The 24,090-nt window shown below is 40.8% G+C and carries 20 protein-coding genes and 2 tRNA genes; 3 read left to right on the top strand and 19 right to left on the bottom strand.

What is annotated here, in order from left to right; translation table 11 throughout:
* Positions 1-182: 182 nt before the first annotated feature.
* From rpsO to rlmE, 13 genes are all read right to left on the bottom strand, one after another.
* Complete coding sequence (gene rpsO, locus Q1K78_RS03575; protein WP_300174526.1) at positions 183-452, bottom strand: 30S ribosomal protein S15; 270 nt, start codon at positions 450-452, stop codon at positions 183-185.
* 161 nt (positions 453-613) lie between these two features.
* Positions 614-1,570, bottom strand: coding sequence for a tRNA pseudouridine(55) synthase TruB (gene truB, locus Q1K78_RS03570; protein WP_300174524.1), 957 nt, complete (start codon positions 1,568-1,570; stop codon positions 614-616).
* Positions 1,570-1,977 carry a 30S ribosome-binding factor RbfA gene (gene rbfA / locus Q1K78_RS03565; protein ID WP_300174522.1) on the bottom strand — a complete coding sequence of 136 codons (408 nt, stop codon included), beginning with the start codon at positions 1,975-1,977 and terminating at the stop codon, positions 1,570-1,572. The genes truB and rbfA overlap by 1 nt, the downstream gene beginning before the upstream one ends.
* Positions 1,978-2,089: 112 nt before the next feature.
* Complete coding sequence (gene infB, locus Q1K78_RS03560) at positions 2,090-4,762, bottom strand: translation initiation factor IF-2 (protein WP_300174520.1); 2,673 nt, start codon at positions 4,760-4,762, stop codon at positions 2,090-2,092.
* 23 nt (positions 4,763-4,785) lie between these two features.
* A complete protein-coding gene (gene nusA / locus Q1K78_RS03555; protein ID WP_300174518.1) occupies positions 4,786-6,273 on the bottom strand; it encodes a transcription termination factor NusA in 1,488 nt (495 codons plus the stop codon).
* A gap of 16 nt (positions 6,274-6,289) precedes the next feature.
* The gene (rimP, locus tag Q1K78_RS03550; protein ID WP_012549404.1) at positions 6,290-6,745 is read right to left on the bottom strand and encodes a ribosome maturation factor RimP; all 456 of its coding nucleotides are present in this window, start codon (positions 6,743-6,745) and stop codon (positions 6,290-6,292) included.
* 166 nt (positions 6,746-6,911) lie between these two features.
* Positions 6,912-6,988 (bottom strand) — tRNA-Met (locus Q1K78_RS03545).
* 69 nt (positions 6,989-7,057) lie between these two features.
* A tRNA-Leu gene (locus tag Q1K78_RS03540) sits at positions 7,058-7,142 on the bottom strand.
* Positions 7,143-7,151: 9 nt separating this feature from the next.
* Positions 7,152-7,484, bottom strand: coding sequence for a preprotein translocase subunit SecG (secG, locus tag Q1K78_RS03535; RefSeq protein WP_130044302.1), 333 nt, complete (start codon positions 7,482-7,484; stop codon positions 7,152-7,154).
* Between the two features lie 151 nt (positions 7,485-7,635).
* Positions 7,636-8,973 carry a phosphoglucosamine mutase gene (gene glmM, locus Q1K78_RS03530; RefSeq protein WP_300174509.1) on the bottom strand — a complete coding sequence of 446 codons (1,338 nt, stop codon included), beginning with the start codon at positions 8,971-8,973 and terminating at the stop codon, positions 7,636-7,638.
* 51 nt (positions 8,974-9,024) lie between these two features.
* On the bottom strand, positions 9,025-9,861 hold the full coding sequence (folP, locus tag Q1K78_RS03525; RefSeq protein ID WP_300174507.1) for a dihydropteroate synthase: 837 nt from the start codon (positions 9,859-9,861) through the stop codon (positions 9,025-9,027).
* A gap of 66 nt (positions 9,862-9,927) precedes the next feature.
* Complete coding sequence (ftsH, locus tag Q1K78_RS03520; protein WP_300174505.1) at positions 9,928-11,892, bottom strand: ATP-dependent zinc metalloprotease FtsH; 1,965 nt, start codon at positions 11,890-11,892, stop codon at positions 9,928-9,930.
* A gap of 85 nt (positions 11,893-11,977) precedes the next feature.
* Positions 11,978-12,607, bottom strand: coding sequence for a 23S rRNA (uridine(2552)-2'-O)-methyltransferase RlmE (rlmE, locus tag Q1K78_RS03515; protein WP_300174503.1), 630 nt, complete (start codon positions 12,605-12,607; stop codon positions 11,978-11,980).
* Positions 12,608-12,725: 118 nt separating this feature from the next.
* Here rlmE and yhbY point away from each other — a divergent pair, with 118 nt between their 5' ends.
* Complete coding sequence (gene yhbY / locus Q1K78_RS03510; RefSeq protein ID WP_300174501.1) at positions 12,726-13,022, top strand: ribosome assembly RNA-binding protein YhbY; 297 nt, start codon at positions 12,726-12,728, stop codon at positions 13,020-13,022.
* A 97-nt stretch (positions 13,023-13,119) separates the two neighbouring features.
* Here the strand turns inward: yhbY and greA are convergent, their stop codons facing one another.
* Positions 13,120-13,593 (bottom strand): transcription elongation factor GreA, encoded by a 474-nt coding sequence (gene greA / locus Q1K78_RS03505; RefSeq protein WP_300174499.1) that lies wholly within the window; start codon positions 13,591-13,593, stop codon positions 13,120-13,122.
* 592 nt (positions 13,594-14,185) lie between these two features.
* Here greA and Q1K78_RS03500 point away from each other — a divergent pair.
* The gene (locus tag Q1K78_RS03500; protein WP_300174561.1) at positions 14,186-15,187 is read left to right on the top strand and encodes a porin; all 1,002 of its coding nucleotides are present in this window, start codon (positions 14,186-14,188) and stop codon (positions 15,185-15,187) included.
* A gap of 144 nt (positions 15,188-15,331) precedes the next feature.
* A complete protein-coding gene (gene dacB, locus Q1K78_RS03495) occupies positions 15,332-16,738 on the top strand; it encodes a serine-type D-Ala-D-Ala carboxypeptidase (protein ID WP_300174497.1) in 1,407 nt (468 codons plus the stop codon).
* A gap of 110 nt (positions 16,739-16,848) precedes the next feature.
* Here the strand turns inward: dacB and carB are convergent, their stop codons facing one another.
* The 5 genes from carB to fkpB all read right to left on the bottom strand — a co-directional run bounded on the left by carB (position 16,849) and on the right by fkpB (position 24,080).
* Complete coding sequence (carB, locus tag Q1K78_RS03490; RefSeq protein WP_300174494.1) at positions 16,849-20,079, bottom strand: carbamoyl-phosphate synthase large subunit; 3,231 nt, start codon at positions 20,077-20,079, stop codon at positions 16,849-16,851.
* A gap of 17 nt (positions 20,080-20,096) precedes the next feature.
* Complete coding sequence (gene carA, locus Q1K78_RS03485; RefSeq protein ID WP_300174492.1) at positions 20,097-21,251, bottom strand: glutamine-hydrolyzing carbamoyl-phosphate synthase small subunit; 1,155 nt, start codon at positions 21,249-21,251, stop codon at positions 20,097-20,099.
* 546 nt (positions 21,252-21,797) lie between these two features.
* Positions 21,798-22,607, bottom strand: coding sequence for a 4-hydroxy-tetrahydrodipicolinate reductase (dapB, locus tag Q1K78_RS03480; RefSeq protein ID WP_300174490.1), 810 nt, complete (start codon positions 22,605-22,607; stop codon positions 21,798-21,800).
* 72 nt (positions 22,608-22,679) lie between these two features.
* Positions 22,680-23,624 carry a 4-hydroxy-3-methylbut-2-enyl diphosphate reductase gene (gene ispH, locus Q1K78_RS03475; RefSeq protein ID WP_300174488.1) on the bottom strand — a complete coding sequence of 315 codons (945 nt, stop codon included), beginning with the start codon at positions 23,622-23,624 and terminating at the stop codon, positions 22,680-22,682.
* 24 nt (positions 23,625-23,648) lie between these two features.
* Entirely contained in the window at positions 23,649-24,080 is a 432-nt protein-coding gene (gene fkpB, locus Q1K78_RS03470; protein WP_300174486.1) for an FKBP-type peptidyl-prolyl cis-trans isomerase, read from the bottom strand.
* Positions 24,081-24,090: the final 10 nt, after the last annotated feature.

Below are 24,090 nucleotides of genomic sequence, written 5' to 3'. Positions count from 1 at the left end.
GGTGACTGTAATAGCTGAATGAAATTATAGCGTTAAGCACGCACACTGCGATTTTAACCGCTATAGTATACCCCAATCAGGGCAATATGCGAGGTTCAGAAATGAAAAAGAGGAATTGCAGGCACAAAAAAAGGAGCGATAAACGCTCCTTTTTGTCAAACTGTCTTTACAGACATCGCAAATTAGCGACGTAGGCCTAAACGTTTGATTAGATCTTGGTAACGAATACTGTTTTTACCTTTAAGGTAATCAAGAAGCTTACGACGGCTAGAAACCATACGTAATAGACCACGACGGCTGTGGTGATCGTGCTTGTGATTAGCAAAGTGACCTTGAAGGTGGTTAATAGAAGCAGTAAGTAATGCTACTTGTACTTCTGGTGAACCTGTATCGTTTTCACATTGTGCGTATTCTGCAACGATTGCTGCTTTAGTTTCTGCATTCAGAGACATAAATCTCTCCTGAGTAAGAGTGTTTAATATTTGCAGCAGCCAATCTCTGATTCAGCCACTACGCGAATGGCGAATTATACGGATGTACAATAATAAAGCAATAAAAAAAAGAGCAAAACCGCAAGGCTTTACTCTTTCTCAATCAGATCACTTCAACGTGTTTATTTATCTTCTTCGACTTCATCTCGAAAAACAACTAAACGCTTTGGTGCAACACGACCGTCATCATCAATATGTCCAATACCAATAAATAAACGCTCTTCACCAGAAGTCATTCGTACAATGCCTTCTTGTGGCGCACCAAATACTTGAACAGGCTGACCATGTAAAACATGATCGGCTAATTCGGTGATCATATTAACTTCAGGCAAATCTTGTACTGCTGAATCCATCGGCATCAATAGTGGGTCAAGTAACTCACGAGGAGCTATCTCTTCACGATGCGCTTTTTCTAGCAGAGCTTCAAGGTGTTCAATCGTCACCATATTTTCATATGGGTAATTTGATACTCCAGTACGACGTAAGTACGTTACGTGAGCGCCACAGCCCAGCATCTCGCCAAGATCATCCGTAATAGTACGAATGTAAGTACCTTTAGAGCAATGTACTTCCATCTCGACTTCGTGGCCTTCAAAACGAATTAATTCAATTGAATAAACCGTGATTTTACGAGACTTACGTGGAACTTCAATGCCTTCACGTGCGTATTCATACAAAGGGCGACCTTCATGCTTTAACGCAGAAAACATTGATGGAATTTGATCTGTTGTGCCACGAAATTTAGCAATACAACGCTCAAGCTGACCACGGTCAACCTTTACTTCGCGAGTTTGAACTACTTCACCATCAGAATCTGACGTGTTAGTACGTTCACCAAGTTTCGCAACTACACGATAGCGTTTATCAGAGTCTAATAAGAACTGAGAAAACTTCGTCGCTTCACCAAAACAAAGAGGCAACATACCTGTAGCAAGAGGGTCAAGTGCACCAGTATGGCCAGCTTTCTCTGCAAAGTAGATGCGTTTTACTTTTTGCAATGTATCGTTCGACGTAATTCCAGCCGGTTTATCAATTAAGATAACACCATCAATAGGACGACCCTTACGACGACGAGCCATTACTCTTCCCCTTCGTCAGATTCAGTACGGCCTGATTCTGCCATTTTACGCTTATCTGTGTTTACAACGTCAGACACTAAGTTAGACATACGCATACCTTCAACTAATGTGTTGTCGTAAGTAAAACGTACTTCTGGAGTCAAACGGTGACGGATACGCTTACCAAGAAGCATACGAACAGGAACTTCATGTTCTTTCAATGCCGCTAGACATGTTTCAGGCGTTTGCTCACCAATACAGAAGAAAGTAACGAAAACCTTTGCGTAGGCAAGGTCACGCGATACTTCAACATCTGAAATAGTAACCATACCAATACGTGAATCACGAACTTCACGTTGTAGGATTACCGCTAATTCTTTTTGTAGTTGTTGCGACACACGTTGTGCGCGGCTAAATTCTTTTGACATATCATTTCTCACTTAGAAAGATGGGGGGCGTGGTAATAACCAGCCCCCCATGGTGTATTTAACAACCGATTACCCTATTACTTTATTGAATAATAGGCGTAATTATAGTCAATTAATCAAGAGTACGTTGAATTTCAACAATTTCAAATACTTCGATTTGGTCACCAACGCGAACATCATTATAGTTCTTAACGCCGATACCACATTCGTAGCCATTCTTAACTTCTGGCATGTCATCTTTAAAGCGACGTAGTGATTCTAGTTCACCTTCGTAAATTACGATATTGTCACGTAATACACGAATTGGGTTGTTGCGCTTAATAGTACCTTCAGTAACCATACAGCCAGCAACAGCACCTAGTTTAGGTGACTTAAATACTTCACGTACCTGAGCAAGACCAATGATTTCTTGTCTAAATTCAGGAGCAAGCATACCGCCCATCGCTTGTTTAACTTCGTCAATCAATTGGTAAATGATTGAGTAGTAACGAAGATCTAAGTTTTCATTTTCAATCATACGGCGAGCACTTGTATCAGCACGTACGTTGAAGCCTAGAAGGATAGCATTAGAAGCCGCTGCAAGTGATGCATCAGTTTCAGTAATACCACCAACACCAGAACCAATGATATTAACTTTCACTTCATCAGTAGATAGTTTCAATAGTGAATCAGCAATCGCTTCAACAGAACCTTGAACATCCGCTTTAAGTACCACGTTACATTCAGCAACTTCACCAGCTTCCATGTTTGCAAACATGTTTTCTAGTTTCGATTTTTGTTGACGTGCTAGTTTAATATCACGGAATTTACCTTGACGGTAGTTTGCAACTTCACGTGCTTTACGCTCGTCACGAACAACTGTTGCTTCATCACCTGATGCTGGAACACCAGAAAGGCCAAGGATTTCTACCGGAATAGATGGACCTGCTGATTCAATGTCTTTGCCGTTTTCATCGCGCATAGCACGAACACGTCCATACTCTTGACCACAAAGTACGATGTCGCCTTTGTTTAGAGTACCTGACTGTACAAGAACAGTCGCAACTGGACCTCGTCCTTTATCAAGACGAGATTCAATAACAACACCTGATGCCATACCTTCTTTAACTGCTGTTAATTCAAGCACTTCAGATTGAAGAAGGATAGATTCTAAAAGACCATCGATGTTAGTACCTTGCTTCGCAGAGATATGTACAAAGATGTTCTCGCCGCCCCACTCCTCAGGAATAACGTCGTATTGAGCAAGCTCATTTTTAACGTTGTCTGGGTTAGAGCCTTCTTTATCAATTTTGTTTACCGCAACAATTAGAGGTACACCAGCCGCTTTTGCGTGTTGGATAGCTTCGATTGTTTGTGGCATAACACCATCATCTGCTGCAACAACAAGTACAACGATATCTGTCGCTTGAGCACCACGAGCACGCATAGCGGTAAACGCTGCGTGTCCAGGAGTATCAAGGAAAGTGATCATGCCGTTGTCAGTTTCAACGTGGTATGCACCGATGTGTTGTGTAATACCACCAGCTTCCGCGTCTGCAACGTGTGCGCGACGGATGTAATCTAGTGTAGAAGTTTTACCGTGGTCAACGTGACCCATGATAGTAACAACAGGTGCACGGCCTTCAACCGCAGCATTATTATCACGATCAGAAAGTACCGCTTCTTCTAATTCATTTTCTTTACGAAGAACCACTTTATGACCCATTTCTTCAGCAACTAATGCCGCTGTTTCTTGGTCAATAACTTGGTTGATAGTCGCCATAGCGCCCATCTTCATCATAACTTTAATAACTTCAGTTGCTTTAACTGACATTTTGCTTGCCAGTTCAGAAACAACAATTGTTTCGCCAATCGCAACAACTTGCTTAGCAACAGTTGCTGACTTATCAAAGCCATGTTGCATAGAGGTTGGCTTATTTAGTAGAGACTTGCTGTTACGGCCGCCACGTTGGTTACGACCACCGCGGTTGTCAGCAGGTTTTGCTTTTTTCTTACGACGACGAGGTTGTTGCTCATCTTTACGATCTGCTGCATCTTCCGCTTCACGAGCGTGAGTAGATGTTGTTACATGATAATCGGCAGTTTTTTCAGCTGCTGATTTTTTCTGCTCTTCTTCTTTCCAACGGCCTTCATTTTCTTCAGCCAGTTTACGAGCGTCTTCAACCAGTTTTGCAGCTTCTGCTTCTGCTTTACGAGTTGCTTCTTGTTCTTGACGAAGTTTTAGTTCATCAGCTTCTTTTTTTGCTTGATCATTTTTAGTAGTCATTTCTTTTTTAGCCTTTTCAGTCTTAGTACGTTTCGCTGCTTGTTCTGCATCACGCTTTACTTTGACTTCTGCTTCTGCTTCACGTTTAGCTTTTTCTTCCGCTTCACGCTTAGCTTTTTGTTCAAGTTCGCGAACAGCAGCTTCCTCTGCGTCACGTTTGGCCTTGTCTTCAGCCTCTACTTTCATTTGCTCAGTTTTTTTCTCTTCTTCAAGCGTGCTCGCTTTTACATAAGTGCGTTTTTTTCGCACTTCTACTTGCACATCTTTACTTTTGCCGCCAGTACCCGCAACACTTAATGTGCTACGAGTTTTGCGTTGAAGAGTAAGACGGGTTGGTGAAGCACTTTCATCAGCACTACCATGCTCTTTCTTTAAGTGAATTAGCAATGATTGCTTTTCACCTTCAGAAACAGAATCGCCATCTTTTTTATTAATACCAGCATCTGAAAATTGCTGAAGTAAGCGGTCAACTGGAGTTCCAATGTCTTCACTAAGTGCTTTTACCGTAAGCTTTGTCATACCGCGTCTCCTTGCTGAAATAATTATGCTTCGTCGCTAAACCAACAAATATTACGTGCAGCCATGATTAATTCACCAGCACGTTCTTCTGTAAGGTCTTCAATATCAGATAACTCATCAATACCTTGATCCGCAAGGTCTTCAAGAGTAACAACACCTTTAGCTGCAAGTTTAAACGCTAATTCGCGTTCTAAACCATCCAGAGCAAGTAAGTCTTCTGCTGGCTCAATACCATCAAGAGATTCTTCTTGCGCTAGTGCAAGTGTTGTTAAAGCTTCCTTCGCGCGAGTACGAAGAAGATCAACACTCTCTTCGTCCAAAGCGTCTACTTCTAGTAGTTCGTTTACAGGAACGTAAGCGATCTCTTCAAGCGTAGTGAAGCCTTCTTCAACTAATAGTTGAGCAAAATCTTCATCGATATCTAAATGCTTAACAAATGCATCAATAGAACCTTGCGCTTCTTCTTGGTGCTTCTTGTTTAGATCAGCAACTGTCATTACGTTAAGTTCCCAACCAGTCAGTTGAGATGCTAGACGTACGTTTTGACCACTACGGCCAATTGCTTGTGCTAGGTTATCAGCTTCAACAGCAACATCCATCGTATTATTGTCTTCATCTACAATAATAGAAGCAACTTCTGCTGGAGCCATTGCATTGATAACAAACTGTGCAGGATTATCATCCCAAAGTACGATATCGATACGTTCGCCACCAAGATCATTTGAAACAGCTTGAACTCGAGCACCACGCATACCAACACACGCACCCACAGGGTCAATACGTTTGTCGTTTGTTTTCACTGCGATTTTAGCACGAGAACCTGGATCACGAGCAGCTGCTTTAATTTCAATCAGTTCTTCACCAATCTCTGGCACTTCTACGCGGAACAATTCAGTCAGCATTACGCCTTTTGAACGAGTCATGAATAACTGGAAGCCTTTAGCTTCTGGTTTCACTGCGTATAGAAGACCACGAACACGGTCACCTGGACGGAAGTTTTCACGAGGAAGTTGGTCTTCACGTAAAATCACCGCTTCAGCGTTGTTACCAAGATCAACAATAATAGCATCACGGTTTACTTTTTTAACGATACCCGTGATTAGCTCACCTTCGTTATCAATGAATTGTTCAACAATCATTGCACGTTCAGCTTCACGTACTTTTTGTACGATTACTTGTTTCGCTGTTTGTGTCGTAATACGGTCAAACGTTACTGATTCGATATCATCTTCAATAAAACCACCGATTTCGATTGTTTCATCTTCAAATTGTGCCGCTTCAATAGAAATTTCTAATGTAGGATGCTCAACTTGAGCAACCGCAACCCAACGACGGAAAGTTTCAACAGCACCTGTTTTGCGATCAATCGCTACACGTACTTCAATTTCCAGCGTAGCTTTTTTCTTTGTTGCTGTTGCTAATGCGATTTCTAATGCTTCAAAAATTCGTTCACGAGGAACAGCTTTCTCATTTGATACTGCTTCTACAACAGCTAAGATTTCTTTGTTCATTTTAGCCTCTTCAGCCTTAAAATTTAGGAACTAAGTTCGCCTTTGAAATGTTGCTTAACGCAAATTCTTCATTGTTACCATCAACTGTAACCGTAACAATCTCACCGTTAATGTCTAGGATATCTCCCTTCCACTTACGACGGTTATTCATCGGCATTTTTAATACAAGGCTGACCTCGTGACCAACAAATTGTTGATAATGTGCTGCTTTAAACAGTGGACGTTCAAGACCTGGAGACGAAACCTCTAGGTTATATGCTACTGTAATTGGATCTTCTACATCCATTACTGCACTGATTTGACGACTGGCTTCTGCACAGTCCTCCACAAAGATGCCATTTTCATGATCGATAAATACACGTAGCGTTGAGTGTTCACCCGCACGAATAAACTCTAAACCGACCAATTCATAACCTAAAGCACCAACAGGAGCCTCAAGCATTTCTGTTAGTTGTCTTTCTAATCCTGTCATTGATATCCCCTGAAAACAAAAAAAGGGCACTAAAAGGCCCAATTCTTAAAAAACAGTCTGTTTCAGATAGCAAAAAACCCCGATAATTGCGGGGTTTAGTACTGCTGGACCCTGAATGCCACTTACGTAGCTTATCTAATAAGAGCAATTACTTTTATTAGATAATTGGTTGCGGGAGCCGGATTTGAACCGACGACCTTCGGGTTATGAGCCCGACGAGCTACCAAACTGCTCCATCCCGCGTCCGAAAAGAACAAAGAAAGTATAGTTTCTTTATCCTTTTATTACAAGAATCAGATTCTTGTCTGAATATGGTGCCGAGAGAGGGACTTGAACCCTCATGCCCTAGAGCACTAGCACCTCATGCTAGCGTGTCTACCAATTTCACCATCTCGGCTAAAGTCGTTTAAAGAGGTACGTCGCTGTTTTCAGTAGCAGGAACATCACTCGTATTATCAATTACTTGTTCTGTAGCTTGTTGATCTAACTTAAGATCAAAACCTTCAGATTTATGCGTAGACATATTGCCAAGCGCTAAGCTGATAATAAAAAATACTGTTGCACAAATTGCGGTCATTCGGGTTAAAAAGTTTCCAGAGCCACCAGAGCCAAATACTGTATTTGATGCTCCAGCCCCAAATGAGGCTCCCATATCTGCGCCTTTACCGTGTTGTACCAATACTAGGCCAATTACACCGACTGCGGCAATCAGATAAATCACAAGTAGAATCGTATGCATTCCGTCACCCATGTATCTAATTAATGTACCGGTAGCCTATTGGCAACACCAGCGCGCTCTCAACGAAGAGGCCGAGGGATATTAACCAAACTAGGCTACTATGACAAGTTAAAATTAACAAAAAACGTTCAATTTCATTTAATTGCTTAAATTAACAGCTTTCTTTTACTGCATCTGCAATTTGAAGAGCGTATTGCTGAACAAGGTCTGCATTCTCACCTTCAACCATAACGCGAATTAATGGCTCTGTACCTGACTTACGCAATAATACTCGACCATTATCACCTAATTTAGCCTCAACATCAGCTTGAGCCGCTTTAACTGCATCAGAATCTAATGGATTATTATCACCAACAAAACGAACATTTTCCAACACTTGCGGGAACATGCTCATTCCGTTACACAAATCTTTCAATGACATTTTACTACCAACAATAGAAGCGATCACTTGAAGCGCAGCTACAATCGCATCACCCGTTGTTACTTTATCCAAAAGAATAACATGACCTGAATTTTCAGCGCCGATTAACCAATTATTTTCTAATAGTTTCTCCATCACATAACGGTCACCTACATTAGAACGAACAAATGGAATACCAAGGTTACGTAACGCAACTTCCATACCCATATTACTCATTAGCGTTCCAACAACACCGCCTTTCAATTCACCACGACGTAACGCATCACGAGCGATAATATAAGCGATTTGGTCACCATCAACCTTGGCACCAAACTCATCAACCATAATAATACGGTCACCATCACCATCAAAAGCAACACCAAAGTCCGCTTTTTCTTCAAGTACTTTTGCTTGCAAGGCACGAACATCCGTTGCCCCTACTTCATGGTTGATATTGGTACCGTTTGGCTCACAGCCAATAGTAATTATTTCAGCACCTAGCTCTTTAAATACATTAGGTGCAATATGATACGTTGCACCATGAGCACAATCGACAACCATTTTAACCCCCGCTAAACTCAATTCTTTAGGGAAGGTGCTCTTACAAAATTCGATATAACGACCAGCCGCGTCATTTAGACGAGATGCCTTACCCAACAACGCAGATTCAACACACGTCATTGGTTTCTCTAGTTCAGCTTCTATCGCCAATTCAATATCATCAGGAAGTTTTGTTCCTTCAGATGAGAAAAATTTAATTCCATTATCATAATAAGGATTATGAGACGCTGAAATAACAATCCCCGCTTCTGCACGGAATGTTTGCGTTAAGTAAGCAACAGCAGGGGTTGGCATTGGCCCTGTAAATTTAGCTTTAAGGCCAGCAGCAGCTAAACCCGCTTCTAATGCTGATTCCAACATGTAACCTGAAATACGTGTATCTTTACCGATAATGACTTTTTTCGTTCCTTGTTTAGCAAGAACTTTACCCGCAGCCCAACCCAACTTCATAACAAAATCAGGAGTAATAGGCGCTTGCCCTACCAACCCACGAACACCATCAGTTCCAAAATATTTACGTTCAGCCATGTTGTACTCCATGTTTTATTTTTAATAATTTATTTTAAAATGAACAATTCTTTATTGAGATATTTGTTCTAACGTTGCTTGGCAAACTTTAACGACATCCATTGTTTGCTCAAAATCATGAACTCGAATAATTTGTGCACCTTTCATTACTGCAATCGTCGCGCATGCCAAGCTCCCTGAAGTCGCCTGCTGAGGTTCAACATCAAGTAATTTAAAAATCATTGATTTACGAGACATTCCCGCCAATATCGGCAAACCTAGCTGGTGGAAACGTTCTAATTCTGCAAGTAGTTGGTAATTATGCGCCAAGGTTTTACCAAATCCAAACCCAGGATCAAGAATTAACTTATCTTTTGCGATACCAACCGATTGGCATGCCGAAATTCTTTCTTTTAAAAAATGGGTTACGTCTGCAAACAGTTCATTATAAGTAGGGTCCGATTGCATCGTACGTGGCTGCCCTTGCATGTGCATTAAACAAATAGGCACATTCGCTTTGGCTGCAACCTCTAAAGCATTAGGTTCTTGTAATGCTCGAACATCATTAATTAAATCTGCTCCCGCATTTACCGCCTCATCCATCACTATCGCTTTACTAGTATCAATTGATATCCAAGTATCAAAGCGTTGATGTATTGCTTCTATAATCGGGATGACTCGGTCTAATTCTTGCTGAAGACCAACATCCGGCGCTCCAGGTCTGGTTGACTCACCACCAATATCAATAAAACTAACGCCAGCATTCACCATTTTCTCTGCTTGTTTTAAAGCAGTATCCAGATGCGTAAATTTACCTCCATCAGAAAAAGAATCAGGCGTAACATTAAGAATCGCCATAACATGAGAGCGGTCCAATATTAATGTCTTATCTTTACTTATCAACTTCATGTTCAGCTCTTTTTAAATACAAAAACCCCGAGCATAACTCGGGGTTTATTTTTTACTTAATTCATCTTATTTTTCTGATGAATCTGAATCCGGTTTAGTCTCTTCAGTTGCTTGAGGTTTTTCTTCCTCAGGCTTCTCTTCAACTTTTGATTCTTCTTCCGCTGCTGGTTTTTCGCTTTCCTCTTCAGGTTTGGCTTGATTATCATCGCCCCACCCTTGAGGTTCACGAATTTCAGCTTTACGTTCCATTAGATCATCAATTTGACCCGCATCAATGGTTTCAAATGTCATTAAGGCATCTTTCATTGAATGCAGTACATCCATATTGTCTTCAAGGATCTGTCTAGCGCGAGCATAGTTGCGATCAATGATAGTACGGATTTCAGCATCAATCAGTCTCAACGTTTCAGGAGAAACATGCTTAGATTGATTTGAGCCGCCATGACCTGAGAACGGGTCACCTTGATCTTCTGCGTATAATAGTGGACCCAAAGCTTCAGAAAAGCCCCATTGAGTTACCATTTTACGAGCAATATCAGTGGCTCTTTCGATGTCGTTTGATGCGCCTGTTGATACTTTATCTACACCGTAGATTAGCTCTTCAGCCAATCGACCGCCGTACAAGCTTGAAATCATAGATTCTAAATGCTGACGATTCATGCTGACACGATCTTGCTCTGGTAAGTACATTGTTACACCTAGCGCACGGCCACGTGGAATAATAGATACTTTATAAACAGGATCATGCTCAGGAACTAAACGTCCAACAATGGCGTGACCAGCTTCATGGTAAGCAGTAGACGTTTTCGTTTCTTCTGTCATTACCATTGATTTGCGCTCAGCACCCATCATGATTTTATCTTTAGCAAGTTCAAACTCAACCATTGAAACGACACGTTTATTAGTACGAGCGGCAAACAATGCTGCTTCGTTAACTAAGTTAGCTAAGTCAGCACCAGAGAAACCTGGAGTACCACGTGCAATTAATGATGGTTCAACACCACCAGATAATGGCACTTTACGCATGTGTACTTGAAGAATTTGCTCACGACCACGGATGTCAGGTAAACCTACAACAACTTGGCGGTCAAAACGGCCTGGACGTAATAACGCAGCATCCAGAACATCAGGACGGTTCGTCGCAGCAACAACGATGACGCCTTCGTTACCTTCAAAACCATCCATTTCAACTAGCATTTGGTTCAATGTTTGTTCACGTTCGTCATTACCGCCACCAACACCCGCGCCACGTTGGCGACCTACAGCATCAATTTCATCGATAAAGATGATACAAGGTGATGATTTTTTCGCTTGCTCAAACATGTCACGCACACGAGATGCACCAACACCAACAAACATTTCAACGAAATCAGAACCTGAAATTGAGAAGAAAGGTACTTTCGCTTCACCAGCGATTGCTTTTGCAATCAATGTCTTACCAGTACCAGGAGGACCAACCAATAGAACACCTGTTGGAATTTTACCACCCAATTTCTGGAAGCGACTTGGTTCACGTAAGTAATCAACCAATTCCTTAACGTCTTCTTTTGCTTCATCACAACCAGCAACATCATCGAATGTTGTGTTGATCTGCTCTTCGGTCATCATCTTAGCTTTGCTTTTGCCAAAGGACATTGCCCCTTTGCCGCCGCCGCCTTGCATCTGACGCATGAAGAAGATCCAAACACCAATAAGAAGAATCATTGGGAACCACGAAATGAAGATAGACTCAAGTAAACTCTGCTCTTCAGGTGGAGTACCTTTAACGATTACGTTTTGGTTAATAAGATCATCAAGCAATTTAGGATCCTGGAATACAGGCATATACGTCACATAACGGCTACCGTCACGCTTCGTTACCTTTATTTCACGATTATTAAACGTTGCTTCTTGAACTTGACTATTACCAACTTCTTTAACAAAAGTGGTGTAGTCAATCGAACGGCCTGAGCTATCACTCGGACCAAAGCTTTGGAATACCGACATTAAAACAACCGCGATAACCAGCCATAATATTAGATTTTTTGCCATGTCACTCAAGGTGTTAACCCCGCGTTAACTAAATAGATGAAAGATAGAGTACTACAGTTTATAAGCTGTAGCTACTACGTACGACTTAACCTTTGTAACCAGTGGCTACAATATACACTTCACGAGAACGTGCACGTGATGAATCTGGTTTACGGATCTTAACGACTTTGAATAATTTACGTACTTCTTGTAAATAAGCATCAAAGCTTTCTCCTTGGAACACTTTCACTGTAAAACTACCATTTGGAGCCAATACTTGACGGCACATATCTAACGCTAGTTCAACAAGATACATTGACCTTGGTTGATCAACCGCTGGGTTACCACTCATGTTTGGTGCCATATCCGACATTACTACATCTACCATATCTGGTTGTATGCGTTCAAGCAATGCGTCTAGTACCGCTTCTTCCCTAAAGTCCCCCTGCAAAAAACTAACACCTGCAATTGAGTCCATCGCCAAAATATCACAAGCAATTACTTGACCAGAATCACCCACTTGTTCAACCGCGTATTGTGACCACCCACCAGGAGCTGCACCAAGGTCAACAACCGTCATTCCTGGTCTTAATAACTTATCTTTATTTTGAATTTCTTCAATCTTAAAAATAGCACGAGAACGATAACCTCTTTTTTGCGCTTCAAGAACGTATTTATCATCAAAGTGTTCTTTTAACCAGCGGCCAGAGCTTGCTGAAAGTTTATTCTTACTCATGCATTACCTAAAAATACTTAATTTAAATTAGAAGACTGAAAACAAAAATAGTCTTCAGGGATAGATGGCGTTAGAATAGGCTGTTTTCAACCCTTAATATAGAAAAAATCGGGTATATATGAACCTAAGCACAAAACAGAAGCAACACCTTAAAGGTCTTGCTCACAATTTAAAACCCGTTGTAATGATGGGCTCAAATGGTCTAACTGAAGCTGTAGTCGCTGAAATTGAGATGTCTCTTAGTCACCACGAACTTATCAAAGTTAAGATTGCGTCTGAAGACCGTGACACTAAGCTATTGATTGTTGATGCAATCATCCGCGAAACAAACGCAGAAAAAGTACAAGTTATCGGTAAGACTCTTGTTCTATACCGTGCTAGCGAAGCTCGTAAAATTGAGATCCCTAGAAAGTAATTTCTGCATACATTTTGTAAGAAATTAAAAAGGCCGTCTTAGTTCTCTTTTTAAAAGATAACTACGCGGCCTTTATATTTTATATCAATAGTTACAATTAAACGTACTCTACTTCTTCAATTTCAAATTCTTTGGTTCCGCCGGGCGTTTGAATGTTCACTTCATCACCAGCTATCTTACCAATAAGACCACGAGCAATCGGTGAATTTACTGAGATACGACCTTCTTTGATGTTTGCTTCATCATCTGCAACGATTTGATATTTCACTTCATCGTCAGTATTTATGTCAATCAAAGTTACCGTCGAACCAAAAATAATCTTGCCAGTGTTTACCATTTTAGTTACGTCAATTACGTGAGCTACAGACAACTTATATTCAATATCACGTATCTGCGCTTCACAAATGCCTTGGTCTTCACGTGCTGCATGATATTCAGCATTTTCCTTCAAGTCACCCAACTCACGAGCCTCGCCAATCGCTTTTGAAATCAAAGGACGACGCTTTAATAACACTTCTAGCTCATCACGCAGTAACTTTTCACCACGTACCGTCATTGGTACCTTATTCATATTTTCTACCTCTAAAGCTGAAATTACAAATTCAGCAAATAAAAAACCCACCAAGGAGGACTTATAGTGAGTATTCACTCATAAGTTCTTTATCCTAAGTGTTTCTGTATAAATTTAATTTCCCCTAGTGTAAACAAAGAAATGTTTTTTATCACCTATTCTATTGTGAGTTTTTGCCATTTGTTTTTTGTAATGGCAATAACACAAATAAGAAGTTCATCTCAAAAATCAAATAAGCCCAGAAAATACACTATAAATAAATGCAAAGTGCGAGTTTCATCACATTACTTTTATAGTTAAAGCTAAAAAAAACATAAAATTCCCTCTAATGCAAAATGTAAGCAAACTTTAGCCAAAAAACATAAACATCTGATTATTAATGACAAGGTTCACAAAAAAATAATTAAAAACAGCGTTCAATTGCAGTTTTTAGATTGTTTTACTAACCTTTTATCCGCAATACCCCTGAAAATATAGCTATCAAAACAGTGAAGCCAAGTGATAACTACTCTTAAACATAAGAAGTTATTCATTATGTACTTCATTTAAAATGGACGTAATCTCCTCCACCCTTATAGGAATTAGAATAATGATGAATAAAAAATTATTGGCTCTAGCAGTAGCAGCAATTACTTCAGCTGGCGCAGTAAATGCAGCAGAAATCTACAAAGGCGCAGACCAAACTCTAGAAATGGGTGGCCGCGCAGAAGCAACAATGACAGCTAAAGATGGTGATGTAACAGATAACACTCGTGTGCGTTTAAACTTTAAAGGCACAACTCAAATTACTGACGGTTTATACGGTGTTGGTTTCTACGAAGGTGAATTTAAAACGGCAGATGCTACAGCTACAGCTGCTGATAACGGTTCAACTCTTGACAACCGTTACACATACGCTGGTATCGGTGGTAACTTCGGTGAAGTAACTTACGGTAAAAACGACGGCGCGTTAGGTGTTATCACTGACTTTACCGATATCATGGCATACCGTGGTAACTCAGCAGCAGACAAAATTGCTGTTGCAGACCGTACAGATAATATGCTTGGTTACAAAGGCACATTTGGTGATTTCTCAGCTAAAGTAAACTACCGCTTTGATGATGCGCAACCTGGCGAAAACTCTAATGATGGCTACGCACTATCTGGTATCTATGCATTTGGTGATTCTGGCTTTAAACTTGGTGGTGGTTACGCAGATCAAGGAGCATCAAATGAAATGATGTTTGCTGGTTCTTACACTATGGGCGACCTATACTTTGCTGGTACATTTACTGACGGTGAAAAACAAGTAGGTACGACTAAAAACTCTGTAGACTACACAGGTTATGAAGCAGCTGTAGCTTATACTATGGGTAAAACTGTATTCACGTCTACATACAACAATGCAGAAACAAACAGCGATACTTCAGCTGATAACTTTGCGGTAGATGCTACATACTTCTTCAACTCTAATTTCCGTACGTATATCTCTTACAACTTCAACTTAATCAGTGAAGGCGACAAGTTTGGTTCAACGGCTGGCGGTATTAACGGTACTGCATCAAGTGCACAAGCTGAAGATACTCTAGATTTAGGTCTACGTTACGACTTCTAATCAGTCTTAACTCTACTTAAATAAAGCGCTCACCTCGGTGGGCGTTTTTTATTTGTGACATTCCATTAATTTTTTCCTATTCATTACACATCACAGGCTGCAAACGATAAGATACGCCTCAGTTATCTTTATATTGAGTTCGTTATGTCTTTTTCTCGTTTTACCCTTTTAAGTCTCGTTTTATTTTCAAATGCTAGCTTTGCAACTATCCAAAATACACTTAACAACCTTCCTTCAGGAAGCCGAGCAGCCATTACTGTCGAATCAATATCATCACACGATATTGAATACCAACAAAAACAAGACGAACTACTGCCACCCGCAAGTACCTTAAAACTGGCGACCGCACTAGCAGCAAGATTAGCCCTTGGCAAAGACTTCACCTTCTCAACAACTCTTTACGAACAAAGTAACGATATCGTTCTTACTTTCACTGGTGATCCTTCTCTTTCAAGAAAGCAGCTATCTTCTCTTTTTGATGACAGTGACTTAAAGACAATTCAAGGTGATCTGTGGATCGATGGAAGTATATTTACTGGTTATGAGCGCGCTGTCGGTTGGCCATGGGATATTCTGGGCGTTTGCTATAGTGCGCCATCAAGTGCATTAAGTATTGATGAAAACTGCGTACAAGCGTCTATCACAACCCATGATGATGGTACAACACGAGTTTTTGTTCCTATTCATCAGCCTATTTCCTTTTCAAGTAATGCTAGGAGTGTGACTCGTGAAGAACAACAAGCCTCATTTTGTGATTTAGAATTAACAACTCAAGGCAATCATTATCAGCTTAATGGCTGTTTGGTTAATCGCAATAAACCATTACCACTCAAATTTGCAGTACAAGACACTCAAGATTTTACTCAACAAACCATCAGTAAGATTTTAAGCGAAAATAATATCAACCTAAAAGGTAAGGTTCGCTTTGGTAAGCCAGAAGAAGCACTAAAATTATCTAATCAATTAGCTCAGCATAAATCCAAACCATTAATGGAATTATTGGATCATATGCTTAAAAAATCGGACAACCATTACGCCGATAACTTAACGAAGATGTTAGGCCATATGAATTATCAGCAAGCAGGTAGCTTTACTAATGGCACCGCTGCTATTAAAGATATTCTATTAAAACAAGCAGACATTGATTTGAGTAATGCTGTATTAGTTGATGGGTCAGGGCTTTCTCGCAATAACCGTATGACCGTGAATCAAATGAAAGCCATTCTACAATTTATCTATAAATACGATCATGAGTTGGGATTGATCGCTTTATTGCCGACATCAGGTGTTGATGGCACACTGAAGTATCGTAACAGTATGAGAAAAGAGCCAATTAAAGGCAGTATGAAATCAAAAAGCGGTTCACTGTTTGGCAGTTATAATATGGCGGGCTTTGTCGGTTTAGAAAATAAAGATCCTCAATTATTTGTTCAGTTTGTTGCTGATTATCACCCAGTTGCAGCAAAAGAGGGAACGGCTCCTGTTGAACGCCCTATTGATACCTTTGAGAAAAGCTTTTACCAAGAATTAATTAAACTCTCCAAAGATTAGGATCTCTTTTTCTAATTGATTTCATTAGATTAACTAGAAAAAATAAATGAAAAAATCCCGAAGAACTCTCATTCTTCGGGATTTTTACTGTTACTTAGCTAACATTGCTATTAAGCGTATTTAGCCGCTACTCTTGCGTGCAGTTCTTGTAGAGAGTTAATCGTATTACGATCATCCGCTTCATGAGCTAGACAACTTGCAAATGCAGCATTTAATGTTGTTGTGTAGTTAACCTTACCAGCAAGCGCACCGCGACGAAGAAGTTTAGAGTCTTCAATCGCTTGACGACCAGAGGCCGTATTTACAATGTAGGTGTATTCGCCATTCTTAATACGGTCAAGAATGTGAGGACGACCTTCGTGTACCTTGTTTACTAGGCGAGGGTTGATACCTGCTTCACCAAGAATCACAGCTGTACCGTGAGTTGCATCGAGTTGGTAACCAATCTTAACAAGGTGCTTCGCTAAATCAACAACACGCTTCTTATCACCATCACGAACAGAAAGTAATGCACGACCGCCTTCTGGATACTCTTTACTGCATCCTAATTCAGCTTTAGCAAAGGCTTCTGCAAACGTATTACCAACACCCATCACTTCACCTGTTGAGCGCATTTCAGGACCTAACAGTGGGTCAACACCTGGGAATTTGTTGAACGGTAATACCACTTCTTTTACTGAGTAGTATGGTGGGATAATCTCTTTGGTAAAACCTTGAGACTCTAGAGATTGACCCGCCATTACACGCGCTGCAATTTTAGCAATTGGAGCACCTGTCGCTTTAGATACGAACGGGATCGTACGTGCGGCACGTGGGTTCACTTCAATTAGATATACTTTGTTATCTTTAACAGCAAATTGTGTGTTCATTAAGCCACGTACACCTAGCTCAAATGCTAGCTTACGTACTTGATCACGCATTACGTCTTGGATTTCTTCACTTAATGTATAAGCAGGAAGAGAACATGCTGAGTCACCAGAGTGAACACCTGCTTGTTCGATGTGCTCCATAATACCAGCGATAACCACTTGCTCACCGTCGCAGATAGCATCTACATCGACTTCGATGGCATCATCTAGGAAGCTATCAAGTAGAACTGGTGATTCATTTGAAACGCTTACTGCTTCGTTAAAGTAGCGACGCAAGTCTTGCTCATCGTATACGATTTCCATCGCACGACCACCAAGAACATAAGAAGGACGAACAACTAATGGGAAACCTATTTCTCTTGATTTCTCAATCGCTTGTTCCATTGCCGTTACCGTTGCATTTTCTGGCTGTAGAAGGCCTAGACGGTCTACTGCAACTTGGAAGCGCTCACGGTCTTCTGCACGGTCGATAGCATCAGGGCTTGTACCGATAATCGGAACACCGGCAGCTTCAAGAGCACGAGCCAGTTTAAGTGGTGTTTGACCACCGTACTGAACGATAACGCCTTTTGGTTTTTCAATACGAACGATGGCTAATACATCTTCCAGTGTTACTGGTTCAAAGTACAAGCGGTCAGACGTATCGTAATCAGTAGAAACGGTCTCAGGGTTACAGTTAACCATGATAGTTTCGTAGCCATCTTCACGAAGTGCTAATGATGCGTGTACACAACAATAATCAAATTCAATACCTTGGCCGATACGGTTTGGACCGCCACCTAAGATCATGATCTTATCATTGTCGGTTGGATTCGATTCACATTCTTCATCATACGTTGAATACATGTAAGCAGTATCCGAAGAAAATTCAGCCGCACACGTATCTACACGCTTGTAGACAGGATGAATATCATGCTGGTCACGAAGACGACGGATTTCACTTTCAGCAACACCTAATAACTTAGATAGACGAGCATCAGCAAAGCCTTTACGTTTTAATTGACGAAGGCTATCCGCAGTTAAGCTAGCGAAACCGCCCGCTTTAACTTCTGCTTCCATCTTAACTAAATCTTCGATTTGAACTAAGAACCAACGGTCAACATTCGTTAGGTTAAATACACCATCAACAGACATGCCAGCACGGAATGCATCAGCGATATACCAGATACGCTCAGCACCTGCGTCTTTTAATTCATGACGGATCTTTGTTAATGCGTCAGGCGCATCAAGATCAACCATTTCATCAAAACCGTCAGCACCGACTTCTAAGCCACGAAGCGCTTTCTGTAGTGATTCTTGTTGGTTACGGCCGATAGCCATCACTTCACCAACTGATTTCATCTGTGTTGTTAGACGATCGTTAGCCCCTGCGAATTTTTCGAAGTTAAAACGAGGGATCTTAGTGACAACATAATCGATTGTTGGTTCAAATGATGCTGGCGTTGCACCACCAGTGATGTCATTCATTAACTCATCAAGCGTATAGCCAATCGCTAATTTTGCGGCGATTTTTGCAATAGGGAAACCAGTTGCTTTAGACGCTAGAGCTGATGAACGTGATACTCGAGGGTTCATTTCGATAACAACCATACGGCCGTCTTTCGGGTTGATACCAAACTGTACGTTTGAACCGCCCGTTTCAACACCAATCTCACGCAATACTGCTAGAGAAGCGTTACGCATTAGTTGGTATTCTTTATCCGTTAACGTTTGAGCAGGAGCTACCGTGATTGAATCACCAGTGTGAATGCCCATTGCATCAAAGTTTTCAATCGTACATACGATAATGCAGTTGTCGTTTTTATCACGAACCACTTCCATCTCGTACTCTTTCCAACCGATCAATGATTCATCGATTAAAAGCTCGTTGGTTGGAGAAAGATCCAAACCACCGCGACAAATTTCTTCAAATTCTTCTTTGTTATACGCGATACCACCACCCGTACCACCCATCGTAAATGATGGACGAATGATACAAGGGAAACCCACCATTTCTAAAACTTTATAAGCTTCTTCCATTGTTTTTGCGGTATCAGCATTTGGACATTCAAGGCCAATTGACTTCATTGCTTTATCAAAACGTGAACGGTCTTCTGCTTTATCAATCGCATCCGCCGTTGCACCAATCATCTCAACACCGAACTCAGCTAGAACACCGTGTTTTTCTAGTTCAAGCGCACAGTTCAATGCCGTTTGGCCACCCATTGTCGGCAGTACCGCATCTGGACGTTCTTTTTCGATGATGTTACGAACCACTTCCCAATGGATAGGTTCAATGTAGGTTGCATCAGCCATGTCTGGGTCAGTCATGATTGTTGCTGGATTAGAATTCACAAGAATAACGCGGTAGCCTTCTTCACGAAGTGCTTTACACGCTTGTGCACCAGAGTAGTCAAATTCACATGCTTGGCCGATTACGATTGGGCCTGCACCTAGAATTAGAACGCTTTTAATGTCAGTACGTTTTGGCATTTTATTACTACTCCGAGTTAAGCTTTATGCTGCTGAATCAATTCAATGAAATGGTCAAATAATGGCGCTGCATCATGTGGACCCGGGCTTGCTTCAGGGTGACCTTGAAAGCTGAATGCTGGTTTGTCTGTACGATGAATACCTTGCAGCGTGCCATCAAACAATGATTTGTGTGTTGCACGAAGGTTCTCAGGTAGTGTTTCTTCATCCGCCGCAAAACCGTGGTTCTGTGCAGTGATCATAACCACATCACGATCCAAGTCTTTAACCGGGTGATTTGCGCCGTGATGACCAAACTTCATTTTTACGGTTTGTGCACCAGAAGCCAGAGCCAAAATTTGGTGGCCTAGACAGATTCCAAAGATTGGTAACCCTTTTTCTAGAAACACTTTTGTTGCTTCAATGGCGTAAGTGCATGGTGCAGGGTCGCCAGGACCATTTGATAGGAATATGCCATCTGGATTCATTGCTAACACTTCTTCAGCAGAAGTTTGTGCAGGAACGACGGTTAGACGACAACCACGGTCTACTAACATACGTAGGATATTACGTTTTGCACCGAAATCGTAAGCAACAACGTGGAATGGTAATTCACTGTCCGCTTTTTCTTCTGGCAGACCGCCAGTCAGTGTCCAAGAACCTTGCTTCCATTGGTAAGCTTCAGAAGTGGTTACTTCTTTCGCTAAATCCATTCCCTTAAGACCGGGGAACTCTTTTGCTTGAGTAAGTGCAAATACTTCATCTAAGTCGCTTTCTTTTGTAGAAGACCCAGCAACGATACAACCATTCTGAGCACCTTTTTCACGCAAAATTCGAGTCAGCTTACGCGTATCGATATCAGCAATGCCGACGATATTTTGAGATTTAAGATAATCAGAAAGAGTTTGTTCACTGCGGAAGTTTGAAGCTAAGAGAGGAAGATCGCGAATCACAAGGCCTTGAGCGTGGATGGAAGAAGATTCTTCATCTTCGGAATTGATTCCGGTATTGCCAATGTGAGGATAAGTAAGAGTAACGATTTGTTGAGAATAGGAAGGATCAGTGAGAATTTCTTGGTACCCCGTCATCGAGGTATTAAAAACGACTTCACCAATGGCCGAGCCATCTGCTCCAATCGATTGACCGCGGAACACTGTCCCATCTTCTAGGACTAACAGCGCTGATTTACTCAAGACAACCTCCAAACATAATAAATATTCAACTTTACAGCATGGTAATGCAAAGTTGTTTTTTTAAACCCAAAACTCGAACTTCAAGGTCGGATTTTGACAAATTGGCGAAATTTTAGAGATCTATAGGGTAAGTGTCAACATAAAATACATTATAAAATAACCTTTTTAGACAACTCATACCAAAAAAACAATTTTTACAATAAAAACTCAAACTATTACTATCAATATGTCTAATATTTACCCACGAGCTACTTTTTTGCATATTCAATCTTTTTTCATCAAAAAAAATTACTCACAAAAATAAAGCAAACGTTAAAATAGCAACCAAACACAAACAAATAAGAGACTGGACAATAAATCGATAGATAAGCATTAAAAACAACAAAAAAGTAAGCATGATAATTCTAATCAACAATAAGAAAATATAGCCTATAAAATGTCTAACCTTATAAATACAGTTCACCATACGTGCATAAATCATGATTACGTATTTTCTTATCGTAAAAAAAAGCCCGAACCAATAAATGATTCGGGCTTAATTAAAAATTAAAGCTTATCTAATTCTAAAACATCATTCATGGTATAGAAACCAGGGGGCTTTTGATGCAACCAATAAGAGGCCCTCACAGCTCCATTTGCAAACGTCATGCGATCAGTTGCTTTATGGGTGATTTCGACACGCTCACCAATATCTGCAAACATGGCAGTATGCTCACCAACAATGTCACCAGCACGAATGGTTGAAAATCCAATCTCATCTTTAGTTCTTTCACCGGTAATACCTTCACGAGCATATACGGCAACATCATCTAATTTATTGCCCATTGCACCCGCAATCGCTTCTCCCATCCCAATAGCAGTGCCAGAAGGCGCATCTACCTTATAACGATGGTGTGCTTCTATGATTTCGATATCACAATAATCACCCATTACTTTTGCGGCTTTCTCTAGTAATTTAAATACTACGTTTACGCCAACACTGTAATTTGGTGCCATCACGATAGGGATCTCTTTCGCGGCTTGATCGATTAACTCTTTGCCTGGTTCACTAAACCCAGTAGTACCAATGACGATCGCTTTTTTATTTTCTTGGCAAAGTTCAACATTTTTAAGCGTCGAAATAGGAAGAGTAAAATCAATAATGACATCAAAATCATCAACGGCTTTAGTTAAGTCATCAACAATAAATATACCCGACTTACCTAAACCAGCAATCTCACCAACATCAACACCAATTAAGCTTGATTCAGGATGTTCACTCGCTGCTGTTAATACTGCAAACTGAGAGTTATTTACCGCTTTAATTAAATTACGGCCCATTCTTCCTGCTGCGCCAGCAATTGCTACTCTTACCATCTTATTTCTCACTCCTTTAAATGCATATCTTTGCACTCTATCTTAATTTTTCCAGTTCGACTATGCGAAGATTTAAGACACCGTTTTAATTTGCAGCTCTTTTGGTACTTCAAAGAACATGTTTTCTTCACGGCCATTTAACTCTTCAATCGTTGTACCACCAAAGATTTTTACTTGTTCAATTATTTGATTCACTAATTCTTCTGGGGCCGATGCTCCGGCTGTTACACCGACTTTAGCTTGGTTGGTTAACCATTCTTCTTTTAGCTCTTCAGGGCAATCAATCAAATAACTCGTTGTACCTAATTTTTCAGACAATTCACGTAAACGGTTTGAGTTAGATGAATTTTTAGAGCCCACAACTATCATCACATCAACTTGACTTGCCATATCTCGCACTGCATCTTGACGGTTTTGCGTTGCATAACAAATATCATCTTTACGCGGCCCTTGGATCTCAGGGAATACTCGGCGTAATTCATCAATAACATCTGCGGTTTCATCAACCGATAAGGTCGTTTGACTGACATAATGCAAATTACTTGAGTCACGAACCGTTAATTTATCAACATCCTCAGGGGTTTCGACTAAATACATCCCCCCAGCTTCACTTGCATATTGCCCCATCGTCCCTTCAACTTCTGGGTGGCCCGCATGACCAATCAATACCACTTCGATATTTTTCTTACTTGCGCGAGCAACTTCCATATGAACTTTAGTGACCAATGGGCAAGTTGCATCAAATACCGTTAATGCTCGTTCTTTTGCCTCTAGACGTACCGCTTGAGAAACTCCGTGAGCTGAGAATATCACGATATTATCGTCAGGAACTTCACTTAGCTCTTCAACAAAAATAGCACCGCGCTGCTTTAAACCCTCAACAACAAAACGGTTATGTACCACTTCATGGCGAACATAAATAGGCGCTTCATACAATTCAAGAGCTCGTTCAACAATGCTAATGGCACGATCAACACCGGCACAAAATCCACGAGGGTTCGCTAATACTATTTTCATTTTTTATCTCTATGTCTTGTTGGATTAACCAACCGCTACAATTTCTACGTCAAAGATAACATCTTGACCCGCTAATGGGTGATTAAAATCAACCGTCACTGAATCACCAGCGATCTCGGTAATAATACCAGGGATATCCATACCATCAGGTCCACTGAACGCCATGATAGTACCGATTTCAGCTGCAGCATCACCCACGAAGCGATTACGATCCATATGATGAATATTATCAGGGTTTGGCAAACCAAAGGCATCAACCGCATTCAGTTCAATACTTTTTGATTGTTCAGATTCTAAACCCAATAAACATTTTTCAAAGTTTTCACTAAGGCTGCCATCACCCATAGTAAATTTTGCTGCTTTACCCGAACTATGAGTGCTATCAGCAACCGAACCATCTTTTAACTTAATGGTGAAATGTAAGGTTACTTCACTGTTATTTTCGATTTTAGACATCTTCTTCCCT

Origin of the sequence: uncultured Aliivibrio sp. (assembly GCF_946479765.1) — a bacterium.
GTDB lineage: Bacteria > Pseudomonadota > Gammaproteobacteria > Enterobacterales > Vibrionaceae > Aliivibrio.
Note: the sequence above shows the minus strand (reverse complement) of the source record. Positions and strands in the feature narration are given on the sequence as shown.

Excerpts from the sequence above, each read along its gene's own strand:
- secG (WP_130044302.1), bottom strand. The coding sequence starts at position 7,484 with ATGCATACGATTCTACTTGTGATTTATCTGATTGCCGCAGTCGGTGTA.
- carB (WP_300174494.1), bottom strand. The coding sequence starts at position 20,079 with ATGCCAAAACGTACTGACATTAAAAGCGTTCTAATTCTAGGTGCAGGC.
- rlmE (WP_300174503.1), bottom strand. The coding sequence starts at position 12,607 with ATGAGTAAGAATAAACTTTCAGCAAGCTCTGGCCGCTGGTTAAAAGAA.
- yhbY (WP_300174501.1), top strand. The coding sequence starts at position 12,726 with ATGAACCTAAGCACAAAACAGAAGCAACACCTTAAAGGTCTTGCTCAC.
- ispH (WP_300174488.1), bottom strand. The coding sequence starts at position 23,624 with ATGAAAATAGTATTAGCGAACCCTCGTGGATTTTGTGCCGGTGTTGAT.
- Q1K78_RS03500 (WP_300174561.1), top strand. The coding sequence starts at position 14,186 with ATGAATAAAAAATTATTGGCTCTAGCAGTAGCAGCAATTACTTCAGCT.
- dacB (WP_300174497.1), top strand. The coding sequence starts at position 15,332 with ATGTCTTTTTCTCGTTTTACCCTTTTAAGTCTCGTTTTATTTTCAAAT.
- infB (WP_300174520.1), bottom strand. The coding sequence starts at position 4,762 with ATGACAAAGCTTACGGTAAAAGCACTTAGTGAAGACATTGGAACTCCA.
- folP (WP_300174507.1), bottom strand. The coding sequence starts at position 9,861 with ATGAAGTTGATAAGTAAAGATAAGACATTAATATTGGACCGCTCTCAT.
- rpsO (WP_300174526.1), bottom strand. The coding sequence starts at position 452 with ATGTCTCTGAATGCAGAAACTAAAGCAGCAATCGTTGCAGAATACGCA.
- greA (WP_300174499.1), bottom strand. The coding sequence starts at position 13,593 with ATGAATAAGGTACCAATGACGGTACGTGGTGAAAAGTTACTGCGTGAT.
- fkpB (WP_300174486.1), bottom strand. The coding sequence starts at position 24,080 with ATGTCTAAAATCGAAAATAACAGTGAAGTAACCTTACATTTCACCATT.
- dapB (WP_300174490.1), bottom strand. The coding sequence starts at position 22,607 with ATGGTAAGAGTAGCAATTGCTGGCGCAGCAGGAAGAATGGGCCGTAAT.
- ftsH (WP_300174505.1), bottom strand. The coding sequence starts at position 11,892 with ATGGCAAAAAATCTAATATTATGGCTGGTTATCGCGGTTGTTTTAATG.
- rbfA (WP_300174522.1), bottom strand. The coding sequence starts at position 1,977 with ATGTCAAAAGAATTTAGCCGCGCACAACGTGTGTCGCAACAACTACAA.
- rimP (WP_012549404.1), bottom strand. The coding sequence starts at position 6,745 with ATGACAGGATTAGAAAGACAACTAACAGAAATGCTTGAGGCTCCTGTT.
- nusA (WP_300174518.1), bottom strand. The coding sequence starts at position 6,273 with ATGAACAAAGAAATCTTAGCTGTTGTAGAAGCAGTATCAAATGAGAAA.
- truB (WP_300174524.1), bottom strand. The coding sequence starts at position 1,570 with ATGGCTCGTCGTCGTAAGGGTCGTCCTATTGATGGTGTTATCTTAATT.
- glmM (WP_300174509.1), bottom strand. The coding sequence starts at position 8,973 with ATGGCTGAACGTAAATATTTTGGAACTGATGGTGTTCGTGGGTTGGTA.